The 20549-nt window shown below is 74.0% G+C and carries 17 protein-coding genes; 12 read left to right on the plus strand and 5 right to left on the minus strand.

Annotated features, from left to right (window positions below; all coding sequences use genetic code 11):
* Positions 1-30: 30 nt before the first annotated feature.
* Together O1G21_RS25085 and O1G21_RS25090 are read left to right on the plus strand one after the other, a co-directional pair.
* Positions 31-1728 carry a restriction endonuclease gene (locus O1G21_RS25085; protein ID WP_270146867.1) on the plus strand — a complete coding sequence of 566 codons (1698 nt, stop codon included), beginning with the start codon at positions 31-33 and terminating at the stop codon, positions 1726-1728.
* Between the two features lie 361 nt (positions 1729-2089).
* Positions 2090-2854: a ZIP family metal transporter gene (locus O1G21_RS25090; RefSeq protein WP_270146868.1), complete on the plus strand. Its 765-nt coding sequence runs from the start codon at positions 2090-2092 to the stop codon at positions 2852-2854.
* A 55-nt stretch (positions 2855-2909) separates the two neighbouring features.
* Here the strand turns inward: O1G21_RS25090 and O1G21_RS25095 are convergent, their stop codons facing one another.
* Positions 2910-3827: a LysR family transcriptional regulator gene (locus O1G21_RS25095; protein ID WP_270146869.1), complete on the minus strand. Its 918-nt coding sequence runs from the start codon at positions 3825-3827 to the stop codon at positions 2910-2912.
* A gap of 109 nt (positions 3828-3936) precedes the next feature.
* On the opposite strand from O1G21_RS25095, the gene O1G21_RS25100 reads away from it, so the two are divergent.
* Positions 3937-4878 (plus strand): EamA family transporter, encoded by a 942-nt coding sequence (locus O1G21_RS25100; protein ID WP_270151247.1) that lies wholly within the window; start codon positions 3937-3939, stop codon positions 4876-4878.
* Here the strand turns inward: O1G21_RS25100 and O1G21_RS25105 are convergent.
* Positions 4769-5314: a MarR family winged helix-turn-helix transcriptional regulator gene (locus O1G21_RS25105; RefSeq protein ID WP_270146870.1), complete on the minus strand. Its 546-nt coding sequence runs from the start codon at positions 5312-5314 to the stop codon at positions 4769-4771. The two genes, O1G21_RS25100 and O1G21_RS25105, sit on opposite strands and share 110 nt — an antisense overlap.
* A 167-nt stretch (positions 5315-5481) precedes the next feature.
* Between O1G21_RS25105 and O1G21_RS25110 the strand changes: the two genes are divergently transcribed.
* Positions 5482-5814, plus strand: coding sequence for a DUF2218 domain-containing protein (locus O1G21_RS25110; protein WP_270146872.1), 333 nt, complete (start codon positions 5482-5484; stop codon positions 5812-5814).
* A 5-nt stretch (positions 5815-5819) separates the two neighbouring features.
* Here the strand turns inward: O1G21_RS25110 and O1G21_RS25115 are convergent, their stop codons facing one another.
* The gene (locus O1G21_RS25115) at positions 5820-6422 is read right to left on the minus strand and encodes a phosphatase PAP2 family protein (RefSeq protein WP_270146874.1); all 603 of its coding nucleotides are present in this window, start codon (positions 6420-6422) and stop codon (positions 5820-5822) included.
* Positions 6423-6950: 528 nt separating this feature from the next.
* Positions 6951-8306 carry a 4-aminobutyrate--2-oxoglutarate transaminase gene (gene gabT, locus O1G21_RS25120; protein WP_270146875.1) on the minus strand — a complete coding sequence of 452 codons (1356 nt, stop codon included), beginning with the start codon at positions 8304-8306 and terminating at the stop codon, positions 6951-6953.
* 241 nt (positions 8307-8547) lie between these two features.
* On the opposite strand from gabT, the gene O1G21_RS25125 reads away from it, so the two are divergent.
* The 3 genes from O1G21_RS25125 (at position 8548) to O1G21_RS25135 (ending at position 13939) form a co-directional block, all read left to right on the plus strand.
* Positions 8548-10611: a type IV secretory system conjugative DNA transfer family protein gene (locus O1G21_RS25125; RefSeq protein ID WP_270146877.1), complete on the plus strand. Its 2064-nt coding sequence runs from the start codon at positions 8548-8550 to the stop codon at positions 10609-10611.
* Positions 10612-10786: 175 nt separating this feature from the next.
* On the plus strand, positions 10787-12352 hold the full coding sequence (locus O1G21_RS25130) for a PucR family transcriptional regulator (protein ID WP_270146879.1): 1566 nt from the start codon (positions 10787-10789) through the stop codon (positions 12350-12352).
* A gap of 144 nt (positions 12353-12496) precedes the next feature.
* Entirely contained in the window at positions 12497-13939 is a 1443-nt protein-coding gene (locus tag O1G21_RS25135) for an aldehyde dehydrogenase family protein (protein ID WP_270146880.1), read from the plus strand.
* Positions 13940-13992: 53 nt separating this feature from the next.
* Here the strand turns inward: O1G21_RS25135 and O1G21_RS25140 are convergent, their stop codons facing one another.
* Positions 13993-14661 (minus strand): NAD(P)-binding oxidoreductase, encoded by a 669-nt coding sequence (locus O1G21_RS25140; protein WP_270146881.1) that lies wholly within the window; start codon positions 14659-14661, stop codon positions 13993-13995.
* 69 nt (positions 14662-14730) lie between these two features.
* Between O1G21_RS25140 and dxr the strand changes: the two genes are divergently transcribed.
* The 5 genes from dxr to O1G21_RS25165 all read left to right on the plus strand — a co-directional run bounded on the left by dxr (position 14731) and on the right by O1G21_RS25165 (position 20519).
* Positions 14731-15975: a 1-deoxy-D-xylulose-5-phosphate reductoisomerase gene (dxr, locus tag O1G21_RS25145; RefSeq protein WP_270146882.1), complete on the plus strand. Its 1245-nt coding sequence runs from the start codon at positions 14731-14733 to the stop codon at positions 15973-15975.
* Between the two features lie 97 nt (positions 15976-16072).
* Positions 16073-17377, plus strand: a complete 1305-nt coding sequence (locus O1G21_RS25150) for a M50 family metallopeptidase (protein ID WP_270146883.1) — start codon at positions 16073-16075, stop codon at positions 17375-17377.
* Positions 17378-17521: 144 nt separating this feature from the next.
* Positions 17522-18682, plus strand: coding sequence for a flavodoxin-dependent (E)-4-hydroxy-3-methylbut-2-enyl-diphosphate synthase (gene ispG, locus O1G21_RS25155; protein ID WP_270146885.1), 1161 nt, complete (start codon positions 17522-17524; stop codon positions 18680-18682).
* 264 nt (positions 18683-18946) lie between these two features.
* Positions 18947-19822, plus strand: a complete 876-nt coding sequence (locus O1G21_RS25160; RefSeq protein ID WP_270151249.1) for a GNAT family N-acetyltransferase — start codon at positions 18947-18949, stop codon at positions 19820-19822.
* A 142-nt stretch (positions 19823-19964) separates the two neighbouring features.
* Positions 19965-20519, plus strand: a complete 555-nt coding sequence (locus O1G21_RS25165; RefSeq protein WP_270146887.1) for a GNAT family N-acetyltransferase — start codon at positions 19965-19967, stop codon at positions 20517-20519.
* The last annotated feature ends 30 nt before the right edge of the window (positions 20520-20549 follow it).

The following is a 20549-nucleotide window of genomic DNA, read 5'->3' on the forward strand; positions in this document are numbered from 1 at the left end:
CGCCGGACGAGCATGGGGGAACGACGACCGATGCAGTACTCAGCAGACGGCCAGTCCGACGGCGCCGCCACCGTCCAGTTCCCCCAACCGGGCTTCCTCGCCTCGGTCTTCCGCGACCTCGGCGCCGACCAGGACCCGGATCCGGACGGCGCCGCAAGCCCGGCCGCGCCCGGCCGCCCCGGCCCGGACACGGCCGGGGACGGCCGGGCCACCGTCGCCCCGTCCGGCCTGGGCCCCGCCGACTCGGGCTCCGCCGACGCCGATCCCGGCGAGGACATCGCGGCGCACGCCCGGGCCGCCGCCCTCACCCACCACCGCACGCTCACCGTCCGGGCCGAGCACGATCGCCTGGCCGACCTACTGCGGCGGGCCGCGCTTCCCGTCTCGGCCATGGACTTCGAGAGCCAGCTGCGCCACTACGAGCCCCGGCCCTACCCGGCTGACGGCTCGGACGCCGTCGACGGGGCCGAGCCCCGCTGGGAGGACTTCGCCCCCGCCGAGCCGGCCGCCGCGGACCCGGAGAGCGGTCCGTCCCGCCGCCTGCTGGACTCCGGCTACCAGCGCGAACTGGCCCAGGCCCGCCTCACCCACCAGCGCGCCCTGCGCGAGTGGCGCACCCGCCGGGCCGAGGCCGGCAGCCCGGCCGCCGACGAGTCCCGGCGCGCCCACGAGGCGGCCGAGGAGGCCCGGGCCCGCGCCGTGCGCGAGTACAACGAGAGCCTGGAGGAGTGCCGGCGGGCCTACCGGCTGGCCGAGCCGGCCGCCGTGGAGTCGCTGCTGGAACGGGCGCTGGCCGCCGCCGAGACCGCCACCCAGGACCTGTCGGCCCCCTGCCGGGCGGTCTTCCGCCCGCTCACCCGCACCGCCGTGCTGGACCTCGACCTGCCCCCGCTCGATCTGGTGCCCTCGCTCACCGGCTACCGGCTCGCCCCCGAGGGCGACATCGTCCCGGTGCCGCGCCCGCCCGCGGACCGGGCCACCGACTACCTGCGGCTGGTCGCCCGGCTCGCCCTGCGCTCGCTGCAGGCCGCCGACGCCGTGGACACCGACGAGATACTCACCGGCGTCGTCCTCAACGGCTGGCTGCGCGAGCCCGGCGCGGCCGAGCCGCTCTGCCTGCTCAGCGTGGACGCCGACCGCGACGCGCTCGCCCGCACCCGGCTGCTGCCGCCGGAGACCCCGTACGAGGACCGCGACGACGAGGGCGTCTACGCCGACGCCGAGCAGGACGAGGCCCTGGTCCGGCTGCGCCAGCTCGGCGCCGCCGTCACCCCGGACCCGTACGCCCGGACGGTCGTCCAGCCGGCCGCCCAGGCCGGTGCCACCGTCCCGGCCGCGCCCGACCTGTCCGCCAACGAGTTCGCCCACCTGGTGCGCGACCTGCTCACCCGGGGCGGACTCGCCGAGTGGAGCGTCCGACTGCGCGGCCCGGCCGGGCTGGTCGCCACCGGCGAGGGCGCCCCCGGCAGCGCGCTGCCCGGCCGCTGGGTGGTCTGGGCCTCCCGGGACACTGCGGCGGTCAGCGCGGAGCAGGTCGAGACCCTGGCCGAGGCGGTCCGCGAGGAGTCCGCCGAACGCGGCCTGCGGCTGACCACCGGCCGCTTCGCCGAGGAGGCCCTGAACCTCACCGCGGCGGAGAGCCACCGGCACATCCACCTGATCGACGGCGACGGCGTCCGCGAACTCGCCCGCACCCACCTCGGCCTGCCGCTCGCCGCCGGCCGCTGACCGGCCCCTCGAGCCGGGACGGCCCGGTCCGACCAGGGCGTTCACCCCGGCGGCCCACCCGGCGGGCGCCCCTCCGTGCCCGGACCAAGGCTGAGGGGGACCGGGCCGACAGGGATCGCGGCCGAGGAGCGGTCGCGCCTCCGGCACCCCCGGGCGATCACCGTCGAACGGCCGTCCGGTACGGTCGGCGGTCGGCCCGGCCACGGGCGGACCCCAGGGGGAGAGGAATGGGCAGAGCGCTCGGCAGACCACACGGCGGCACCGGCCATCCGGCACTCCCGGCCGACTCGCCGGACCCGGCGGAGCCGGCAACCCCGGCAGCTACGGCGGTCCCGGCGGTCCCGGCGGCGGAGGCGGCCCGATGACCGCCGTCCTGGTCGCCGCCGGGGCGTTCCTGATGACGCTGATCGGCGGCTTCGTCGCCCAGCGCACCGGCGACCGCCGCCACCTGGTGCTCGGCTTCGCCGCCGGACTGATGCTCGGCGTGGTCGCCTTCGACCTGCTGCCCGAGGCCCTCCACCAGGCGCCGGGCGAGGTGCACGGCGTGCCCCAGGCGCTGCTGATGTTCGCCGGCGGCTTCCTCACCATCCACGTGATCGAGCGCGCCGTCGCCATCCACCGCGGCCACGAGGGCGAGTACGCCGAACACACCCACGGTCACCACCACGGCCACGCCCACCGTTCCGGACACCAGGGCATCGGCCTGACCGCCGCGCTGGCCCTGGTCGGGCACAGCGTGATGGACGGCTTCGCGATCGGCGCCGCCTTCCAGGCCGGCACCACGGTCGGCACCGTGGTGGCCATCGCGGTGGTCGCGCACGACTTCGCCGACGGCTTCAACACGTACACGATCACCCACCTGTACGGGAACGACCGGCGCCGGGCGCTGACCCTGCTCGCGGCCGATGCGCTGGCCCCGGTCTCCGGCGCCGCGATCACCCTGGCCTTCACCATCCCGGAGCACCTGCTCGGCCTCTACCTGGGCTTCTTCTCCGGTTTCCTGCTCTACCTGGCGACCTCCGACATCCTTCCCGAGGCGCACAGCCCGCACCCGTCGCGCAGCACCCTGCTGTGCACGGTGGCCGGCGTCGGCTTCATGTGGCTGGTCATCGGCTTCACCGGCTAGCGCACCGAGCCCGCCCGCCAACGTGCCGAGCCCTGCCCACCCGCCGGGCTCCCTGCTACCGCCCCTGGGGCTCCTCGGCCGGGCCCCAGCAGTCCCGCATCGCCGCCAGCGCCTCGGTGATCGCCGGCCGCCGGGAGGCCTGGGAGCGCCAGAGCGCGAACACCCGCCGGCTCGGCTGCGAGGCGACCGGGCGGGCCGCCACCCCGGCCGGCAGCGGGCCCCGGCCGAGCCGGGGCACCACGGCCATCCCCAGACCGGCCGCCACCAGCGCGATCTGGGTCTCGAAGTCGCCGACCTGGTAGTGCACGTCCGGCTCCTCGCCGACCTCGCGCAGGGTGCGGACCAGCCAGTCGTGGCAGATGTTGCCCGGCGGCACGCTGATCCAGCGCTGCCCGCGCAGCCGTTCCACCGGCACCGCGTCCAGCGCCGCCAGGTCGTCCCCGGCGGGCAGCACCAAGTCCACCGGGTCCGTCCCGAGGTCCAGCCGGGAGAGCCCCTCCTGCACCGGCAGCGGCACGCTCGGCCAGTCCTGCACCAGCGCCAGGTCCACCTCGCCCCGCGCCACCAGATCCGCCGCCGGGTACGGGTCGCTCTCCAGCAGCCGTACGTCCAGCTCCGGGCAGCGCCGGCGCAACTCGGCCAGCACCCCGGGCATCAGCCCGCGCGCCCCGGTCGCGAAGGCGGCCACCAACAGCCGCCCGACCGCCTGTCCGCGCTGCTCCTCCAGCCGTACCTCGGCCTGCTCCACCAGCCCCAGGACGGTCCGCGCGGTGGCGGCCAGCTCGCGGGCCGCGTCGGTCAGCACCACGCCCCGGCCCTGCCGCTCCAGCAGCACCGTGCGGGTCTCCCGCTCCAGCTTGGCGATCTGCTGGGAGACCGCCGAGGGCGTGAAGCCGAGCGCGGCCGCCGCCCCGCCGACCGAGCCGTGCACCGCCACCGCGTGCAGCGCCCGCAGGCGCCCCAGATCCATCATGCAGCGATCCTAAAGCGTTTCCTTCAGTATTCATCGCTGGTGCTACACGTTCCCCGGCCGCCATGCTCGACCCATGACCCCAACACCCGCCGCTCCGGCCAGCGTGAGCATGCGCCCCCGTCACATCGCCCTGGCCGTCCTGGTGGCCGCCGTCTGGGGCCTCAACTTCGTCCTCATCGACGTCGGCCTGGACGACTTCCCGCCGCTGCTGTTCTGTGCCCTGCGGTTCACCGTGGTCGCCGTGCCGGCGGTCTTCTTCGTCGGCCCGCCCAGGGTGGCCTGGCGCTGGGTGCTGGCGGTCGGCGTGGTCCTCGGGGTGGTCAAGTTCGGGCTGCTCTTCCTCGGCATGCACGCCGGGATGCCGGCCGGTCTCTCCTCCCTGGTGCTCCAGGGCCAGGCCGGCTTCACCGCGCTGTTCGCCGGCGTCCTGCTGCGCGAGCGCCCGGGCGGGCGGCGGCTGCTCGGTCTGGCGATCGCCTTCGCGGGCATCGCCCTGTGTGCCTTCGACCAGGGCCTCGGCGGCCCGTTCGGCGCCTTCGTCCTGGTCGTGCTGGCGGCCGTCGCCTGGGGCCTGTCCAACGTGCTGACCCGAAAGGCCTCGCCGCCGGACGCACTGCGCTGGATGGTCTGGGTCAGCGCCGTCCCGCCGCTGCCGCTGCTGGCCCTGTCCCTGCTGGTCGAGGGGCCGGGGGCGGACCTGCGCGCGCTGCGCGGGATGACCCTCGGCGGGCTCGGCGCGATCGCCTACGTCGGGCTGCTCTCCACCCTGTTCGGATTCGTCGCCTGGAGCTACCTGCTGCGCGGCTACGACGCCACCGCCGTCGCGCCCTACTCGCTGCTGGTGCCGGTGTTCGGGATGTCCTCGGCCTGGCTGCTGCTCGGCGAGCGGGTCAGCCCGACGGCCGCCGCGGCCGCCCTGCTGGTGATCGCCGGGATCGGGATCAGCGCGCTGCGCCCGGGGGCGCCGTCCGCGGTGGCGGCCCGGCTGCGAGGAAGCGGGCCTCGGCGGCGCGCAGCACTCGCAGCAGCACCTCCTCGTCCTCGGGGCTGACCTCGCCGAAGTACTCCTGCGCCACCTCGTCCCGTACCTGCCCGATCCGCTCCAGCGCCGCGCGCCCGGCCTCGGTCAGCAGGATCCGGACCGCCCGCCGGTCGGCCGGGTCGGGGCGGCGCTCGACCAGCCCCGCCTCCTCCAGTGCGTCGACCACCGTGGTGGCCGAGCGCGGGGCGATGTGCAGCTTCTCCGCGAGGTCGCTCAGCCGCATCGCGTGGTCCGTCGTCTCGCAGCCGGGTACGTGGGCGAGCGTGCGCAGCGCCCGGGCCTGGCCGGGGGTGATGCCGTACGGCTCCAGCCGCCAGCCGGTCTGGCGGCGGATCCGCTTGATCGCCCTGGTCATCGCGTCCGCGAGTTCGGCGGCCGTGCCGGGGGCGCCGGGCCGGGGGCCGGGGGAGGCGGCCGCCGGATCGTCGGGCGGCGTGGTGGTCATCGGCGGTCTCCTCGGCTGGCGTCGGCGCCCAAGCGTATCGGCCGGTCCGGGGCGTGCGGCCGACGCCGGGAAGTGAACGAGAAATATGTTGAGCCTAGCTCAGCATCTGGGCTACGGTACTCCCCAGTGAGGGGACCCTAAGTTCCCTCCCCGTCCCTGGAGGGCCCATGCCCGTTTCCACCGCGCGCGTCGCCACCGACCGCCCCGCCCGCTATGCCAAGCAGCTCGCCGCCCACATGAGCCGCAAGATCGAGACGTCCTTCTCCCCGGAGACCGGCCGCGGCACCCTGGTCTTCAGCGCCGGCACCGCCACCCTGGAGGCCCAGGCGGACGCGCTGCTGCTCACGGTCGAGGGTGAGCGCGAGAACCTGCCCGGCCTGGAGGACGTGGTCGGCCGCCACCTCGTCCGCTTCGGTGCTCGCGACGAACTCGTCGTCGAATGGCACCGCGACAACGGCGAGGCCGGCCTCGTCCACCGCAACGAGGACCCCGAGGCCTGACCGCCTCAGCCGCCCGGCCGGGGCAGCCACCGGTCGAGCGCCCACAGCGCCAGGGTGGCCAGGCACCAGCTGGCCACCACGTCCAGCACCCAGTGGAAGTCGCTCCACACCAGCCCCGCGCCCACCCCGAGCGCCAGCACCACCGCGCCCGCGGTCAGCCCGCGCGCCGTCCGCGCCCCCGCCACCCGGGCCAGCAGCAGCGCCGCCACGCCGTACGAGAACGTCGCGGTCGCGGTGTGCCCGGACGGGAACCAGCCCCACTGCCCCGGCGCCAGCGGGTCCCCGAGCGGACCCGGCCGGGCGAACGCCGCCTTCGCCGGAACCACCAGCAGCGGGATCAGCACCGCGGTCAGCACCGCCACCGGCAACGGCAGCCACCAACACCCCGCCCCCGACCGGCGCCACCACCACGCGGCCAGCCCCCCGGCCGCCAGCAGCACCGGAACGGCCGGCGCACCGCTGCCCAGGTCCGACAACAGGTGGCCCAGGTGGTCGAGCAGGGCGCTCGGGTGGTCCCGGTGGGACGAGCCGACGGCCGCGTGCACCGAGCGGTCCAGCCCGAGCAGCGGCCCGTCCATCGCCACCTGCCAGGAAACCAGCAGCAACACTACCGCCGCCACCACTGGCACCGCCACCGAGCGGGCCGCCCGGCCCAGGACGGCGGACAGCCGCCCCGGAGCAGGGGGGAGAGCTCCGGGGCGGCTCTGATGATCGCCGTTCCGTGCGCCCCGGGGGGTGTGGGTCGGACGGTCGGTCGATCGGCCTTCGGTGTGTGCCGACCCTCGCGGGTCGACCTGGTTGTCCTCGCGGCGCCGACGCGGACCCGCCCCTCGGAGAGGCTCCGCGGACGGCTCCGCCAATGGCTGAGGCTCGCTGTCCATCTGTGATGACACTACGTCAACCGCCCTTCCACACCGAGCGCCTTCAGCGATTCCGCACATCATCTTCACCCCGCTCCGGGCAACCTCGGGGCGGTCCCGTCGATCATGCCGGAGCCGCCCGGACCAGCCCGCGGACGGCCCCACGGGCGCCCCCGCGGACGACCCCGGCGAACCGAACGGCCCGTGGGGACCAGGGTCCCCACGGGCCGTTCAGCGCTGTCCGGACATCCCTCCGGCGGGCAGGTGGCGCCTGGATCAGGCGGCGGTGACACCCTGGAGCGCGAAGGCGCCCTCGATGATGTCCAGACCCTCGGTGAGCAGGTGCTCCGGGATCACCAGCGGCGGCAGGAAGCGCAGCACGTTGCCGTAGGTGCCGGCGGTGAGGACCACCAGGCCCTCGGCGTGGCAGGCCTTGGCCACCGCGGCGGTGAACTCCGGGTTCGGCTCCTTGGAGCCCGGCTTCACCAGCTCCACGGCGATCATCGCGCCGCGACCGCGGACGTCACCGATCACCTCGAACTTCTCCTGCATCGCCCGCAGACGGCCCAGCATGACCTCACCGATCCGCTGCGCCTTGCCGACAAGGTCCTGCTCCTTCATCGTCTCGATGGCACCCAGCGCGGCGGCGCAGGCCACCGGGTTGCCGCCGTAGGTGCCGCCCAGGCCGCCCGCGTGCGCGGCGTCCATGATCTCGGCGCGACCGGTCACCGCGGCCAGCGGCAGACCACCGGCGATGCCCTTGGCGGTGGTGATCAGGTCCGGGACGATGCCCTCGTCCTCACAGGCGAACCACTGGCCGGTGCGGCAGAAACCGGTCTGGATCTCGTCGGCGACGAACACGATGCCGTTCGCCTTCGCGTACTCCACGATCGCCGGCAGGAAGCCCTTGGCCGGCTCGATGAAGCCGCCCTCGCCCTGGATCGGCTCGATGATGATCGCCGCGACGTTCTCGGCGCCGATCTGCTTGTTGATGATGTCGATCGCCTGGGCGGCGGCCTCGGCGGCGCAGTTCTCCGCGCCGGTCAGCCAGCGGTACGGGTAGGCCACCGGCACCCGGTAGATCTCCGGGGCGAACGGACCGAAGCCCTGCTTGTACGGCATGTTCTTCGCCGTCAGGCCCATGGTCAGGTTGGTGCGGCCGTGGTAGCCGTGGTCGAACACCACGACGGCGGTGCGCTTGGTGTAGGCGCGGGCGATCTTCACCGCGTTCTCGACCGCCTCGGCGCCCGAGTTGAACAGCGCCGTGCGCTTCTCGTGGTCACCCGGGGTCAGCTCGTTCAGCTGCTCGGCGACGGCCACGTAACCCTCGTACGGGGTCACCATGAAGCAGGTGTGGGTGAAGGCGGCCAGCTGCTCGCTCGCCTTGGCCACCACGGCCTCGGCGCTGTTGCCGACGTTGGTCACGGCGATGCCGGAGCCGAAGTCGATCAGCGAGTTGCCGTCCACGTCCTCCAGCACGCCGCCGTTCGCACGGGTGACGTACACCGGCAGGGTGGTCCCGACGCCGGCCGCCACCGCACCCAGCTTGCGGGCCTGCAGCTCCTGCGACTTCGGACCGGGGATCGCGGTGACCAGACGGCGCTCCTGCGGGAGCGGCGTTACGGCGCTCATGGGGTATCTCCAGACTTCTCGGCTCGGTGCTTCGCAGGCTACGGCCGCCCTCCCCGGCCGGGCATGCGCCACTCGGTAGCACTGCGCCGTCCGACTTGTCCGGCACGGCCAGCACGGCTTCCACGACTACCCGCAGGCCCCGCTCCACTACCCTGAGCACGGGCGTGTCGCCGGTACGGCGGCATGGGTATGGCGGCACCGACGGCGGTCGGGCCGGGCGGGCGAGGGAGCGGGGCCGTACATGGCACAGGACGGGTCACACCACCACGTCGAACACATCACCACCAGACCCCCGACCCCCCTGCCCCACCAACGGCCCGGCACCCCCGCCTTCGACCTCGCCGCCTGGGCCACCGCCCCGCGTCCCGAAGCCGAACCGGGCGTCTACCGGCTCGGCTACCGCCGCATCGACCCGGAGCGCGCGGAGGCGGCCCGGGTCCCGACCTGGCCGCTGCTGCTGCGGGCGGTGCTCAACGCGGTGGTGGGGTGGCTGGCTTTCGTCTACGGGGTCGAGTTCGCCAAGGACGGGACCACACTCATCGGTGTCCTTCCCTCCCAATCCGCGTTCGTCGCCACCTCCGTGGTGTTGACCCTGAACGCTCTGGTGCTGGGCGTGGTCATCAAGGTATTCGGCCGCATGGGCCGCTGGCTCGAGGTCTGGCGCCGCTACGCCGCCCCGCTGCTGTCGCGGACGGTGACGCAGGAGGAGCCCGTCGAGGAGACGGGCCCGGCGGCGGAGGCGGCCCGCAGGCTGGACCCGTGGGACGGGTTGCGCCGGGGCGGGGCGGTGGAGGCGGCGGTGCGGCTGGAGGCGGAGGTCGTCGGCGACGTCGACTACGTGCGGATCCGGCGGGCCTGGGAGTCCGCGCAGGCGGACCCGGTGTTCGTGCCCGCCTTCACCGAGCAGGTGGCCGCCCGCGGCGCGGCGGCCTTCGCCCATCCCTCCGAGGCGCGCGAGCTGCCCGGCCGCGCGCGGCGGCACGATCTGCTGCTCGGCCAGGTCTGCCTCGGTGTCGCGCAGGACGTGCCGAAGAACCCGCTGAGCCACCGGGCGGCCGACTTCGCGCTGGACCCGGCGGTGCTGGGCACCTCGCTGCTGGCGGTGGGCCCGGCCGGGACGGGGAAGACGGCGCGGCTGGCCCGGCCGGTGGCCGAGGCGCTGTGCCTGCAGGCGCTGGCCGGTACGGCGTGCGCGGTGGTGGTCGGGGCGGCGGACGCCGACCTGGGCCCGGACGCCTGGTACGACGTGGTGATCGCGCCCGGCGACCCGGCCTCGGTGTACGGGCTGGACCTCTTCGGTGCGGCGCGGGACCCGGACGAGGCGGCCGCCCGGCTGGCCGACGCGCTGCTGCCGGACGAGCTGACCGCCCGCGCGGAGAACGCCCGGACGGCGCTGCAGCAGGTGGTGGGCCCGTTCCACGCCGCGTTCGGCCGCTACCCGGGGATGCGCGAGCTGCGGGCGTTGCTGGGCGGCGAGCCGGATGCGCTGGCGGCGCTGGTGAAGGCGCTCGGCGTGGCCGGCCGGTTGGCCGTGTACGAGCGGGACCTGGAGCACCGGGAGCGCCAGCGCGACCGGGCGGACGACCCGGGGACGCTGCTGGCGGACCGGCTGGGCCTGTTGGAGCGGCCCGCGTTCGAGGGGGCCTTCGCGACCGACGGCACGGGCCGGCCCCCGTTCGCGATGCGGGTGCTGGACCACCCGCTGCGGGTGCGGGTGAAGCTGCCCGAGCGCAGTCACCCGGAGGCCGCCCGGATGCTGTCCCGGCTGGTGGTGGGGCAGTTCGTGCAGGCGGCCGGGGCCCGCGAGGACCGCTCGCTGTTCGCGGGCCTGGTGGTCGACGACGCCTCGGCGGCCTTGGACGCCAACACCGTTCGCGGCCTGCAGCGGATGCGCGGCGCGAACGCGGGCGCGGTGCTGCTGCTGCGCACCTTGGTGGACCTGCCTGAGGCGCTGCGGGCGCCGCTGTTCGGCGCGGTCGGCTGCCGGATGGCCTTCCCCGGGATCGCGCCCTGGGACGGGCGGCTGTTCTCGGAGGCCTGGGGGACGCACCTGGTGCAGGAGACGGCGGTGACCCACACCCCCGACACCTCCGGTGGCGTGGTGAGGCGGGTCGGGCGGATCGGGCGGAAGGCGTTGTCGGGGACGACGGCGCAGACGGAGTCGGTGACGACGCGGGATGTGGAGAGGCTGCGGTGGTCCCCGTCGGATCTGGCGCACGCGTTGCCGGCGGGGCACGCGGTGGTGTCGTTGACGGCGGTGTCGGGGGAGCAGGTGCCGCCGTTGCTGGTCGACCTGCGGGGGTGAACGGGGGTGAACGGGGGCGACCGGGGGCGGCGGTAGGGAAGTCGCCTTCGAGGTGGATTCGGCAGTGCCGGTTGTCCGGGGCGTCCATAATGAAGGGGAGAGACCCTCACTAGTCCCACTGCCCTCTCCTCGCCCGGCCGCAACGGCGCGGTCAGGTCGACCCCCCGAAGGTGCCATGCCCCCCACACTCGCCTCCGTCGTCCGCAACAGTTCGCTCCACCTGACGGTGCTCGCCGGTGCGGACCACCTGGAGCGGCCGGTCCGCTGGGTGCACACCAGTGAGCTGGACGACCCGACGCCGTTCCTGGAGGGTGGCGAGCTGCTGCTCACCACCGGTATCAAGCTGGGCCGCACGGCGGCGCAGCTGCAGGCGTACGTGCACCGGCTGGCCGATGCCGGGGTGGTCGGGCTGGGGCTGGGGGTGGGGCTGTCGCACACGGAGGTGCCGCAGCCGCTGGTGGAGGCGGCGCAGCAGCGGGGGCTGCCGTTGCTGCGGGTGCCGGAGCCGACGCCGTTCATCGCGATCAGCAAGGTGGTTTCGGCGGCGCTGGCCGCGGAGCAGTACGAGGCGGTGACGACCAGTTTCGAGGCCCAGGAGGAGCTGACCCGGGCGGCGCTCGGGAAGGACGGCACGACGGCGGTGGTGCGTCGGCTGGCGGCCCGGCTGGGGGGCTGGGCGGCGCTGTACGACGGGTCGGGAGCACTGTCGGTGGTGGCGCCGGACTGGGCGGCGCGCCGGGCCGGGAGGCTGGCGGCGGAGGTGGACCGGCTGCGGCGGCGTCCGGCGCCGTCGAGCGCGGCGCTGCAGGGGCGTTCGCCGGGGATAGACACGGCGGACGAGGACTACGTGGTGGTCCAGTCGCTGGGGGCGGACCGGCGGGCCCGGGGTTTCCTGGCGGTGGGGACCGAGGACCGGATCACGCCGACCGAGCGGTACGTGCTGAACGCGGCGGTGGCGCTGCTGACCCTCACCCTGGAGCGTTCGCGGGAGTTGCGCCAGGCGGAGGAGCGGATGGGCGCTGCGCTGCTGCGGATGGTGCTGGCGGGTGAGGTGGCGACGGCCCGGCAGGTGGCGGTGGGGCTGTTCGGCGGGATGCCGGAGGGGACGATACGGGTCCTGGTGGCCGGGGCCGGGCCGACCGCGGATGCCGCGGAGGCGCTCGCGGAGCTGGGGGACCGGGCCGAGCAGGCGGGTGCCAGGGTGGGCGAGAAGCTGCTGGTGGCGCGGGAGGACGGCGCGCACGGGCCGCGGCTGATGGTGCTGGCGCTGGACAACGGCGCGGTGCACCGGGCCTGCCTGGGCGTGGTGGAGGAGCACGAGGGCCTGTCGCTGGGCGTTTCGGCGCCGGCCGCGCTGGAGGAGGCCGGTACGGCGCACGCGCAGGCGGAGCGGGCGCTGGCGGTGGCGCTGCGCGGTGGCCGCAGGTCGGTGGACCACGAGGAGGTCGGTGCGGGTTCGCTGCTGCCGCTGCTCGGGGAGGACGCGGTGACGGCCTTCGCGGAGGGGCTGCTGCGGCCGCTGCGCGAACACGACCGGACGGCCCGGGGTGACCTGGTGGCCTCGTTGCGGGCGTGGCTGTCGCGGCACGGGCAGTGGGACGCGGCGGCGGCCGACCTGGGAGTGCACCGGCACACGCTGCGCTACCGGATGCGCCGGGTCGAGGAGCTGTTGGGCCGTTCGCTGGACGACACCGACGTGCGGATGGAGCTGTGGCTGGCGCTGCGCTCCGGCGAGGAATAGAACACACGCCTGGACGCGGTGGAGTGGCCCCGGAGCCGAACACTCCTGGTCGGCCAATCCGATCGGCCTGCCCTCGCCCCTACCCTCGGGTTCGGGTCCCACGCCCGTGGGCCGTACGACGACGAGGAGAGGGCCGGTACCACGGTGACCACCACGTACGATTTCTGGCTCGCCGGCCGCCGGGCGAGCGGTGACGCCGACTTCGAGGTGCACAACAGCTGGGACGGCCGTCTGGTCGGCAGGGTCAGCGTTCCGACCGAGGCCCAGGTCGAGGAGGCGCTGGACGCCGCCGTGGCCGCGCTGCCGGTGTTCGCCGCCACCCCGGCGCACCAGCGGGCCGCCGCCCTGGACCACGTGGCCAAGCGGCTGGCCGAGCGCACCGAGGAGCTCGCCCGGCTGATCACCGCCGAGAACGGCAAGCCGATCAAGTGGGCCCGCGGCGAGGTGGGCCGCGCGGTGTCGGTCTTCCGCTGGGCCGCCGAGGAGGCGCGCCGGACCAACGGCGAGACGATGCGGCTGGACACCGACCCGGGCGGCGTGGGCCGTTTCGCGGTGGTCCGCCGTTTCCCGCGCGGGGTGGTGCTGGGGATCGCCCCGTTCAACTTCCCGCTGAACCTGGTCGCCCACAAGGTCGCCCCGGCGATCGCGGTCGGTGCCCCGATCATCCTCAAGCCGGCTCCGGCGACCCCGCTGTCGGCGATGGTGCTGGGCGAGATCCTGGCCGAGACGGACCTGCCGGTCGGTTCCTGGTCGATCCTGCCCGTGCCCAACGACCGGATGCCGGCCCTGGTGCAGGACGGGCGCGTGCCGGTGATCTCCTTCACCGGTTCGGACAAGGTCGGCTACCAGATCATGGACTCGGTGCCGCGCAAGCACACCACCCTGGAGCTGGGCGGCAACGCCGCGGCCGTGGTGCTCGCGGACTGGTCCTCGGAGGCCGACCTGGACTGGGCGGCGACCCGGATCGCGATGTTCGCCAACTACCAGGGCGGCCAGTCCTGCATCTCGGTGCAGCGGGTGATCGCCGACGCGTCGGTGTACGACGCGCTGGTGGAGAAGGTCGTCGCCAAGGTCGCGGCGCAGGTCACCGGTGACCCGAACGACGACGCGACGGACGTCGGCCCGCTGGTCGACGAGAACGCCGCGAAGCGGGTGGAGTCCTGGGTGGACGACGCGGTCGCCAAGGGCGCCAAGGTGCTCGTCGGCGGCACCCGCGAGGGTGCGACCTATGCCCCGACCGTGCTGGCCGAGCTGCCCGCGGACGCGATCCTGGCCAAGGCCGAGGTGTTCGGCCCGGTGCTGTCGCTGCACCGGGTGGAGGGCGTGGCGGAGGCCTTCGCGGCCGTCAACGACTCGCCGTTCGGCCTGCAGGCGGGTGTGTTCACCCACGACCTGCAGACCGCCTTCCGGGCGCACCGGGAGCTGGAGGTCGGCGGTGTGATCATCGGCGACGCGCCGTCCTACCGTGCCGACCAGATGCCGTACGGCGGCGTCAAGGACTCCGGCGTCGGCCGTGAGGGCGTCAAGTACGCGATGGACGACTACACCGTCGAGAAGGTCATGGTCCTGACCGGCCTCGATCTCTGAGGGGCCGGCTGACGCGGGGCCCGGTCCGGTGCGGACCGGGCCCCGCGTCGCGTTCAGCCGTCGTGGCCGGCCGCGGCGGCGACCGCCTCGGCGACGGTGGCGTTCCCGGCGACCAGCTCCAGGGTCTGTCCGGCGGTGCCGGGCTCGTGCAGCAGCGCGGCCAGGACGGCGGCCACGTCGGCCCGGTCGACCGTGCCGCGGCCGACCGAGGGGGCGAGGCGGACCAGGCCGGTGCCGGGGCCGTCGGTGAGCGACCCTGGGCGCAGCACCGTCCAGTCCAGCGCGGTGCGGGAGCGGACGGCGTCGTCGGCGGCGCCCTTGGCCCGCAGGTAGGTCTGGAAGACCTCGTCGGCGGGGTGGTGGGCGGCCGCGTCGGCGCCCATCGAGGAGACCATGAGGTACCGCCGGACCCCGGCGAGTTCGGCGGCGTCGGCGAGCAGGACGGCTGCGTCGCGGTCGACGGTGTTCTTGCGGGCGGCGCCGCTGCCCGGGCCGGCGCCGGCGGCGAAGACCACCGCGTCGGTGTCGGCGAGCAGGGCGGCGAGCTGCGGGGCGGTGGCGGACTCCAGGTCGAGCACCAGCGGCTCGGCGCCGGCGTCGACGAGGTCCCGGGCCTGTTCGGGGCGGCGGATGATCCCGGCGGGGCGGTCGCCGCGGTCGGCGAGCAGCCGTTCGAGTTTCAGCGCGATCTGTCCGTGGCCCCCGGCGATGACGGTACGCATGGTTCCGAAGGTAATCGGAATGATCGGGGGTCGTCCTGGGGAGCGCCGTGAACAGGACACAATGGGCACATGACTTCGCTCGCCCACCCGCAGCTGCGTTTCACGCCCACCGTGGCGGACCCCTCCGGCCCCCGGGAGCTGGTGATCCTCGGTTCGACCGGTTCGATCGGCACCCAGGCCATCGACGTCGTGCTCCGCAATCCGGACCGGTTCCGGGTGGTCGCCCTGTCGGCGGCGGGCGGCCGGGTGGAGCTGCTGGCCGAGCAGGCGCTGCGGTTGGGCGTGCACACCGTGGCGGTGGCCGATCCGGCGGCCGAGCCGGCGCTGCGCGAGGCGCTGGCGGCGAAGGCGGCGGGTCGTCCGCTGCCGGCCGTGCTGGCGGGTCCGGACGCGGCCACCGAGCTGGCCGCGACGGAGTGCCACTCGGTGCTGAACGGCATCACCGGTTCGATCGGGCTGCGGCCGACGCTGGCCGCGCTGCGGGCCGGCCGGGTGCTGGTGCTGGCCAACAAGGAGTCGCTGATCGTCGGCGGCCCGCTGGTGAAGGCGCTGGCGAAGCCGGGGCAGATCGTGCCGGTGGACTCGGAGCACACGGCGATCTTCCAGGCGCTGGCCGGCGGTACCCGGGCCGAGGTCCGCAAGCTGGTGGTGACGGCGAGCGGCGGTCCGTTCCGGGGCCGTACCCGCGAGGAGCTGGCCGGGGTGACGGCGGCGGACGCGTTGGCGCACCCGACCTGGGCGATGGGCCCGGTCATCACGATCAACTCGGCGACCCTGGTGAACAAGGGCCTGGAGGTGATCGAGGCGCACCTGCTGTACGACGTGCCGTTCGACCGGATCGAGGTCGTGGTCCATCCGCAGTCGGTGGTGCACTCGATGGTGGAGTTCACCGACGGTTCGACGCTGGCGCAGGCCAGCCCGCCGGACATGCGGATGCCGATCGCGCTGGGCATGGGCTGGCCGGACCGGGTGCCGGACGCAGCCCCCGCCTGTGACTGGACCAAGGCCGCGACCTGGGAGTTCTTCCCGCTGGACAACGAGGCCTTCCCGTCCGTCGAGCTGGCCCGTGAGGTGGGCACCCTGGGCGGGACGGCTCCGGCGGTGTTCAATGCCGCGAACGAGGAATGCGTGGAAGCCTTCCTGAAGGGCCGCCTCGCCTTCACCGGAATCGTGGACACTGTTGCGAAGGTCGTGGCCGAGCACGGACAGCACGACGGTCGGGTGGCTTCGGCGGGAACTTCCCTGACCGTCGAGGACGTCCTGCACGCGGAGGACTGGGCGCGCGCCCGGGCCCGCGAGCTGGCGGCGGGCTGACGGCCCCGACGGCGGCGCCGGAACCAGGGCGCCGCCACGCGGCAGGGATCGCGGTACGACGAGACGATGAGCGGAGCGGCATGACGGAGGACCAGCGGTGGCAACGGTTTTGACGGTGGTCGGCATCCTGGTCTTCGTGGTCGGGCTGCTCGTCTCGATCGCCTGGCACGAGCTCGGCCACCTCTCCACGGCCAAGCTGTTCGGCATCCGGGTGCCGCAGTACATGGTCGGCTTCGGCCCGACCATCTGGTCGCGCCGCAAGGGCGAGACCGAGTACGGCATCAAGGCGATCCCCTTCGGCGGGTACATCCGGATGATCGGGATGTTCCCGCCGGGGGAGGACGGCCGGATCACCAAGCGCAGCAGCTCGCCCTGGCGGACCATGATCGAGGACGCCCGTGAGGCCTCCTACGAGGAGCTCCAGGAGGGCGACGAGCACCGGCTGTTCTACACCCGCAAGCCCTGGAAGCGGGTCATCGTCATGTTCGCCGGGCCTTTCATGAACCTGGTCCTGGCGTTCGGACTGTTCCTGACGGTCATGATGGGCTTCGGCGTCACCATGGCGGTGCCGACCATCGGCTCGGTCGCCCAGTGCGTCGTCAAGGCCGGCCAGCCCACCGACACCTGCCCCGCCGACGCGCCCAAGACCCCGGCCAACGAGGTGGGCCTGCGCCAGGGCGACAAGGTGCTCTCCTTCGACGGCGACCGGATCCGCGACTACGACCAGCTCCAGGCGGACATCCGGAAGTCGGCCGGCAAGCAGGTGGAGATCGTGGTGGACCGCGGCGGTCAGCGGCTCACCTTCAGGCCCACCATCGCCGTCAACGACGTGCAGAAGTACGACGGCAACGGCGTGCCGGTGAGGGGCCAGACCGTCCAGGCCGGGTTCCTCGGGTTCACCCCCAGGAGTGAAACCGTCCAGCTCGGCTTCGGGCAGTCGATCGACCGGATGTACGACATGGCCGAGAACGGGGTGAAGTCGCTGGCCGCCCTGCCCGGCAAGATCCCCGGCCTGTGGAACGCCGTCGTGGGCAACGCCCCGCGCGATCCGGACTCCCCGATCGGGATGGTCGGCGCCGCCCGGGTCAGCGGTGAGGTGTTCTCGCTCCACGAGTCGGCCGCCCAGCGGGTCGCGATCTTCGTGAACCTGCTGGCCGGGATCAACCTGTCGCTCTTCCTGTTCAACATGCTGCCGCTGCTGCCGCTGGACGGCGGCCACATCGCCGGCGCGGTCTGGGAGTCGGTCCGGCGCCGCTTCGCACGGCTGTTCCGGCGGCCCGACCCGGGCCCGTTCGACGTCGCCAAGCTGATGCCGGTGGCCTACGTCGTGGCCAGCGTCTTCATCGGGTTCACCCTGCTGGTGATGGTGGCCGACCTGGTGAATCCGGTGAAGATCGGTTAGGGCGTACGGGTACGGCGGGTGTGCTGGGCGCCCGGACCGTGCCGTACCGTGGAGGCCGGGTGCGCGATCGTCCGCGCGCCCGGCCTCGACCGTCCCGACGGCGGGGCGATCGACCACACCTCAACCCCGGGGAACCCTGCGCACATGACCGCGATCTCGCTCGGTATTCCGTCCCTGCCGCTCAAGCCGCTCGCCCGGCGACGCCACTCCCGGCAGATCATGGTCGGCAACGTGCCGGTCGGCGGCGACGCCCCCGTCTCGGTCCAGTCGATGACCACCACGGTCACCTCGGACATCAACGCCACGCTGCAGCAGATCGCCCAGCTCACCGCGTCCGGCTGCCAGATCGTCCGGGTCGCCGTCCCCTCCCAGGACGACGCCGACGCGCTGCCGATCATCGCCAGGAAGTCGCAGATCCCGGTCATCGCCGACATCCACTTCCAGCCGAAGTACGTCTTCGCCGCGATCGACGCCGGCTGCGCGGCCGTGCGCGTCAACCCGGGCAACATCAAGGCCTTCGACGACAAGGTCGGCGAGATCGCCAAGGCCGCCAAGGACGCCGGGGTGCCGATCCGGATCGGCGTCAACGCCGGCTCGCTCGACAAGCGGCTGCTGGAGAAGTACGGCAAGGCCACCCCGGAGGCGCTGGTCGAGTCCGCGCTGTGGGAGTGCTCGCTGTTCGAGGAGCACGACTTCCGCGACATCAAGATCTCGGTCAAGCACAACGACCCCGTCGTGATGATCCAGGCCTACCGCCAGCTCGCCGCCGCCTGCGACTACCCGCTGCACCTGGGCGTCACCGAGGCCGGACCGGCCTTCCAGGGCACCATCAAGTCCGCGGTCGCCTTCGGCGCGCTGCTCGCCGAGGGCATCGGCGACACCATCCGGGTCTCGCTGTCGGCCCCGCCGGCCGAGGAGATCAAGGTCGGCACCCAGATCCTGGAGTCGCTCGGGCTGCGCCAGCGCGGGCTGGAGATCGTCTCCTGCCCGTCCTGCGGCCGCGCCCAGGTCGACGTCTACAAGCTCGCGGAGGAGGTCACCGCCGGGCTGGAGGGCATGGAGGTGCCGCTGCGGGTCGCCGTCATGGGCTGCGTCGTGAACGGGCCGGGCGAGGCGCGGGAGGCCGACCTCGGGGTCGCCTCCGGCAACGGCAAGGGGCAGATCTTCGTGAAGGGTCAGGTGATCAAGACCGTGCCCGAGTCGAAGATCGTCGAGACCCTGATCGAGGAGGCGCTCAAGCTCGCCGAGCAGATGCAGGAGGAGGGCGTCGAGGCCGGTTCGCCGACCGTCGTCGCCGCGGAGTGACCGCGAGGCGCTCATGTGTCGCGGAGTGACCGCGGGGTGGTCACGTGTCGCGGGATGACTGCGGGGCGGTCACGTCGCGGGGTGGCCGCGGAGTGACGGCGGAGGGACCGTGGGGTGGTCCGAGCGCGGTCGCAGCGAAGTTTTCCGGAAGCGGGGCCGTCCGTTCGCGGACGGCCCCGCGGCCGTAGCCGGGTGGGGCCACGGAGTAGGGTGCGGCCAGAGTCGTCTCAGTGAGGTGCTGTCTCGATGATCGATCGAGGTGTGATGCTCCCCAGCTCCTTCCAGTCCGCCCGGGCGCTGGCCACCACCCGGGTGCTGGAGCCGCCCGACCTCGCGGACGCCCTGGAGATCCTCCACCGCGACCCGGTCGCCAACGCCTTCGTCGCCACCCGGGTCGAGGCCGTCGGGCTGGACCCGTGGCGGCTCGGCGGGGAGATGTGGGGCTGGTACGACGGGGACGGCGTGCTCGACGCCCTCTGCTACGCGGGGGCGAACCTCGTCCTGGTCAACGCCGGGCCGCAGGCCGTCGCGGCCTTCGCCGAGCGGGCCCGGCGGCAGGGCCGGCGCTGCTCCTCGATCGTCGGACCGGCCGGCTCGACCGCCGCCTTCTGGGCACTGCTGGAACGCAGTTGGGGGCCCGCGCGTGAAGTCCGGGGCCACCAGCCGCTGTTGGCGACCTCCTCGCCGTCCGCGGAGATCGCGCCCGATCCGCTGGTGCGCCGGGTGCGGCGCGGCGAGGTGGAGGCGGTGATGCCCGCGTGCGTGGCGATGTTCACCGAGGAGGTGGGGGTGTCCCCGCTGGCCGGTGACGGCGGGCTGCTCTACCAGGCCCGGGTGGCCGAACTCGTCACCACCGGACGGTCGTTCGCGCGGTTCACCGAGGACGGGCAGGTGGTGTTCAAGGCCGAGATCGGGGCCGTGACCGAGGGCGCCTGCCAGATCCAGGGAGTCTGGGTGGCGCCGGAGTACCGGGGGCGGGGACTGTCCGAGACCGGGATGGCCGCGGTGCTGGAGATCGCGCTGCGGGAGGTCGCGCCGGTGGTCTCGCTGTACGTCAACGACTTCAACCTGCGGGCGCGGGCGGCGTATCGGCGGGTGGGGTTCCGCGAGGTCGGGGCGTTCATGAGCGTCCTGTTCTGAGCGCGCGCTCGTGGGCGTGCTGCGGCCCGGGGTGTTGTGGTGGCGAGGGGTGCCGTGGTGGCGCGGTTCGCCGCTGCTTCGCCGGTTGTCGGGTTCCGATCTTCGGCCGCGCCACGGGGCGGCTGGTAGTAACGTCCGGAGCATGGATCAGCTGACCGGGGTGACGATCGAGGCCATCGACCTTGCGGCCTGGGCGCCGCAGGCGCTGGAGGTCCAGGCGGTGGCGTTCGGCCTCACGCCCGAGGAGGTCGCGGTACGGCTGCACATCGTCGGGCGGCACGCCCGGCAGCCCGGCGTGATCGCGTTCGGGGCGATGAGCGGGGGGCGGCTGGTCGGGTTCGGGTACGGGATGCCGAACCAGCGGGAGCACTGGTGGAGCACGGTCATCGAGCCGTACCTGACCGCCCAGGGGTACGCGGACTGGCTGGACGACGTGTTCGCGGTCACCGAACTGCACGTGTTGCCGGAGTTCCAGGGGCAGGGAGTGGGCTCGCGGCTGATCCGGCTGCTGTGCGAGGGGTCGGGGCTGGACCGCAGCATCCTGTCGGCGATCGACGCGGAGACCCCGGCCCGGCGGCTCTACCGGGCGCTTGGGTACCAGGACCTGGCCCGGGCGGTACGGTTCCCGGCGACGGACCGGCTGTACGCGGTGATGGGCGCGCGGTTGCCGCTGCGGCGGCCGGGGGGCATCGCTTAGGCCGTGCTCGGGGCGGCCCGCTGGATCGGC

It is taken from the genome of Kitasatospora cathayae (assembly GCF_027627435.1).
Lineage (GTDB): Bacteria > Actinomycetota > Actinomycetes > Streptomycetales > Streptomycetaceae > Kitasatospora > Kitasatospora cathayae.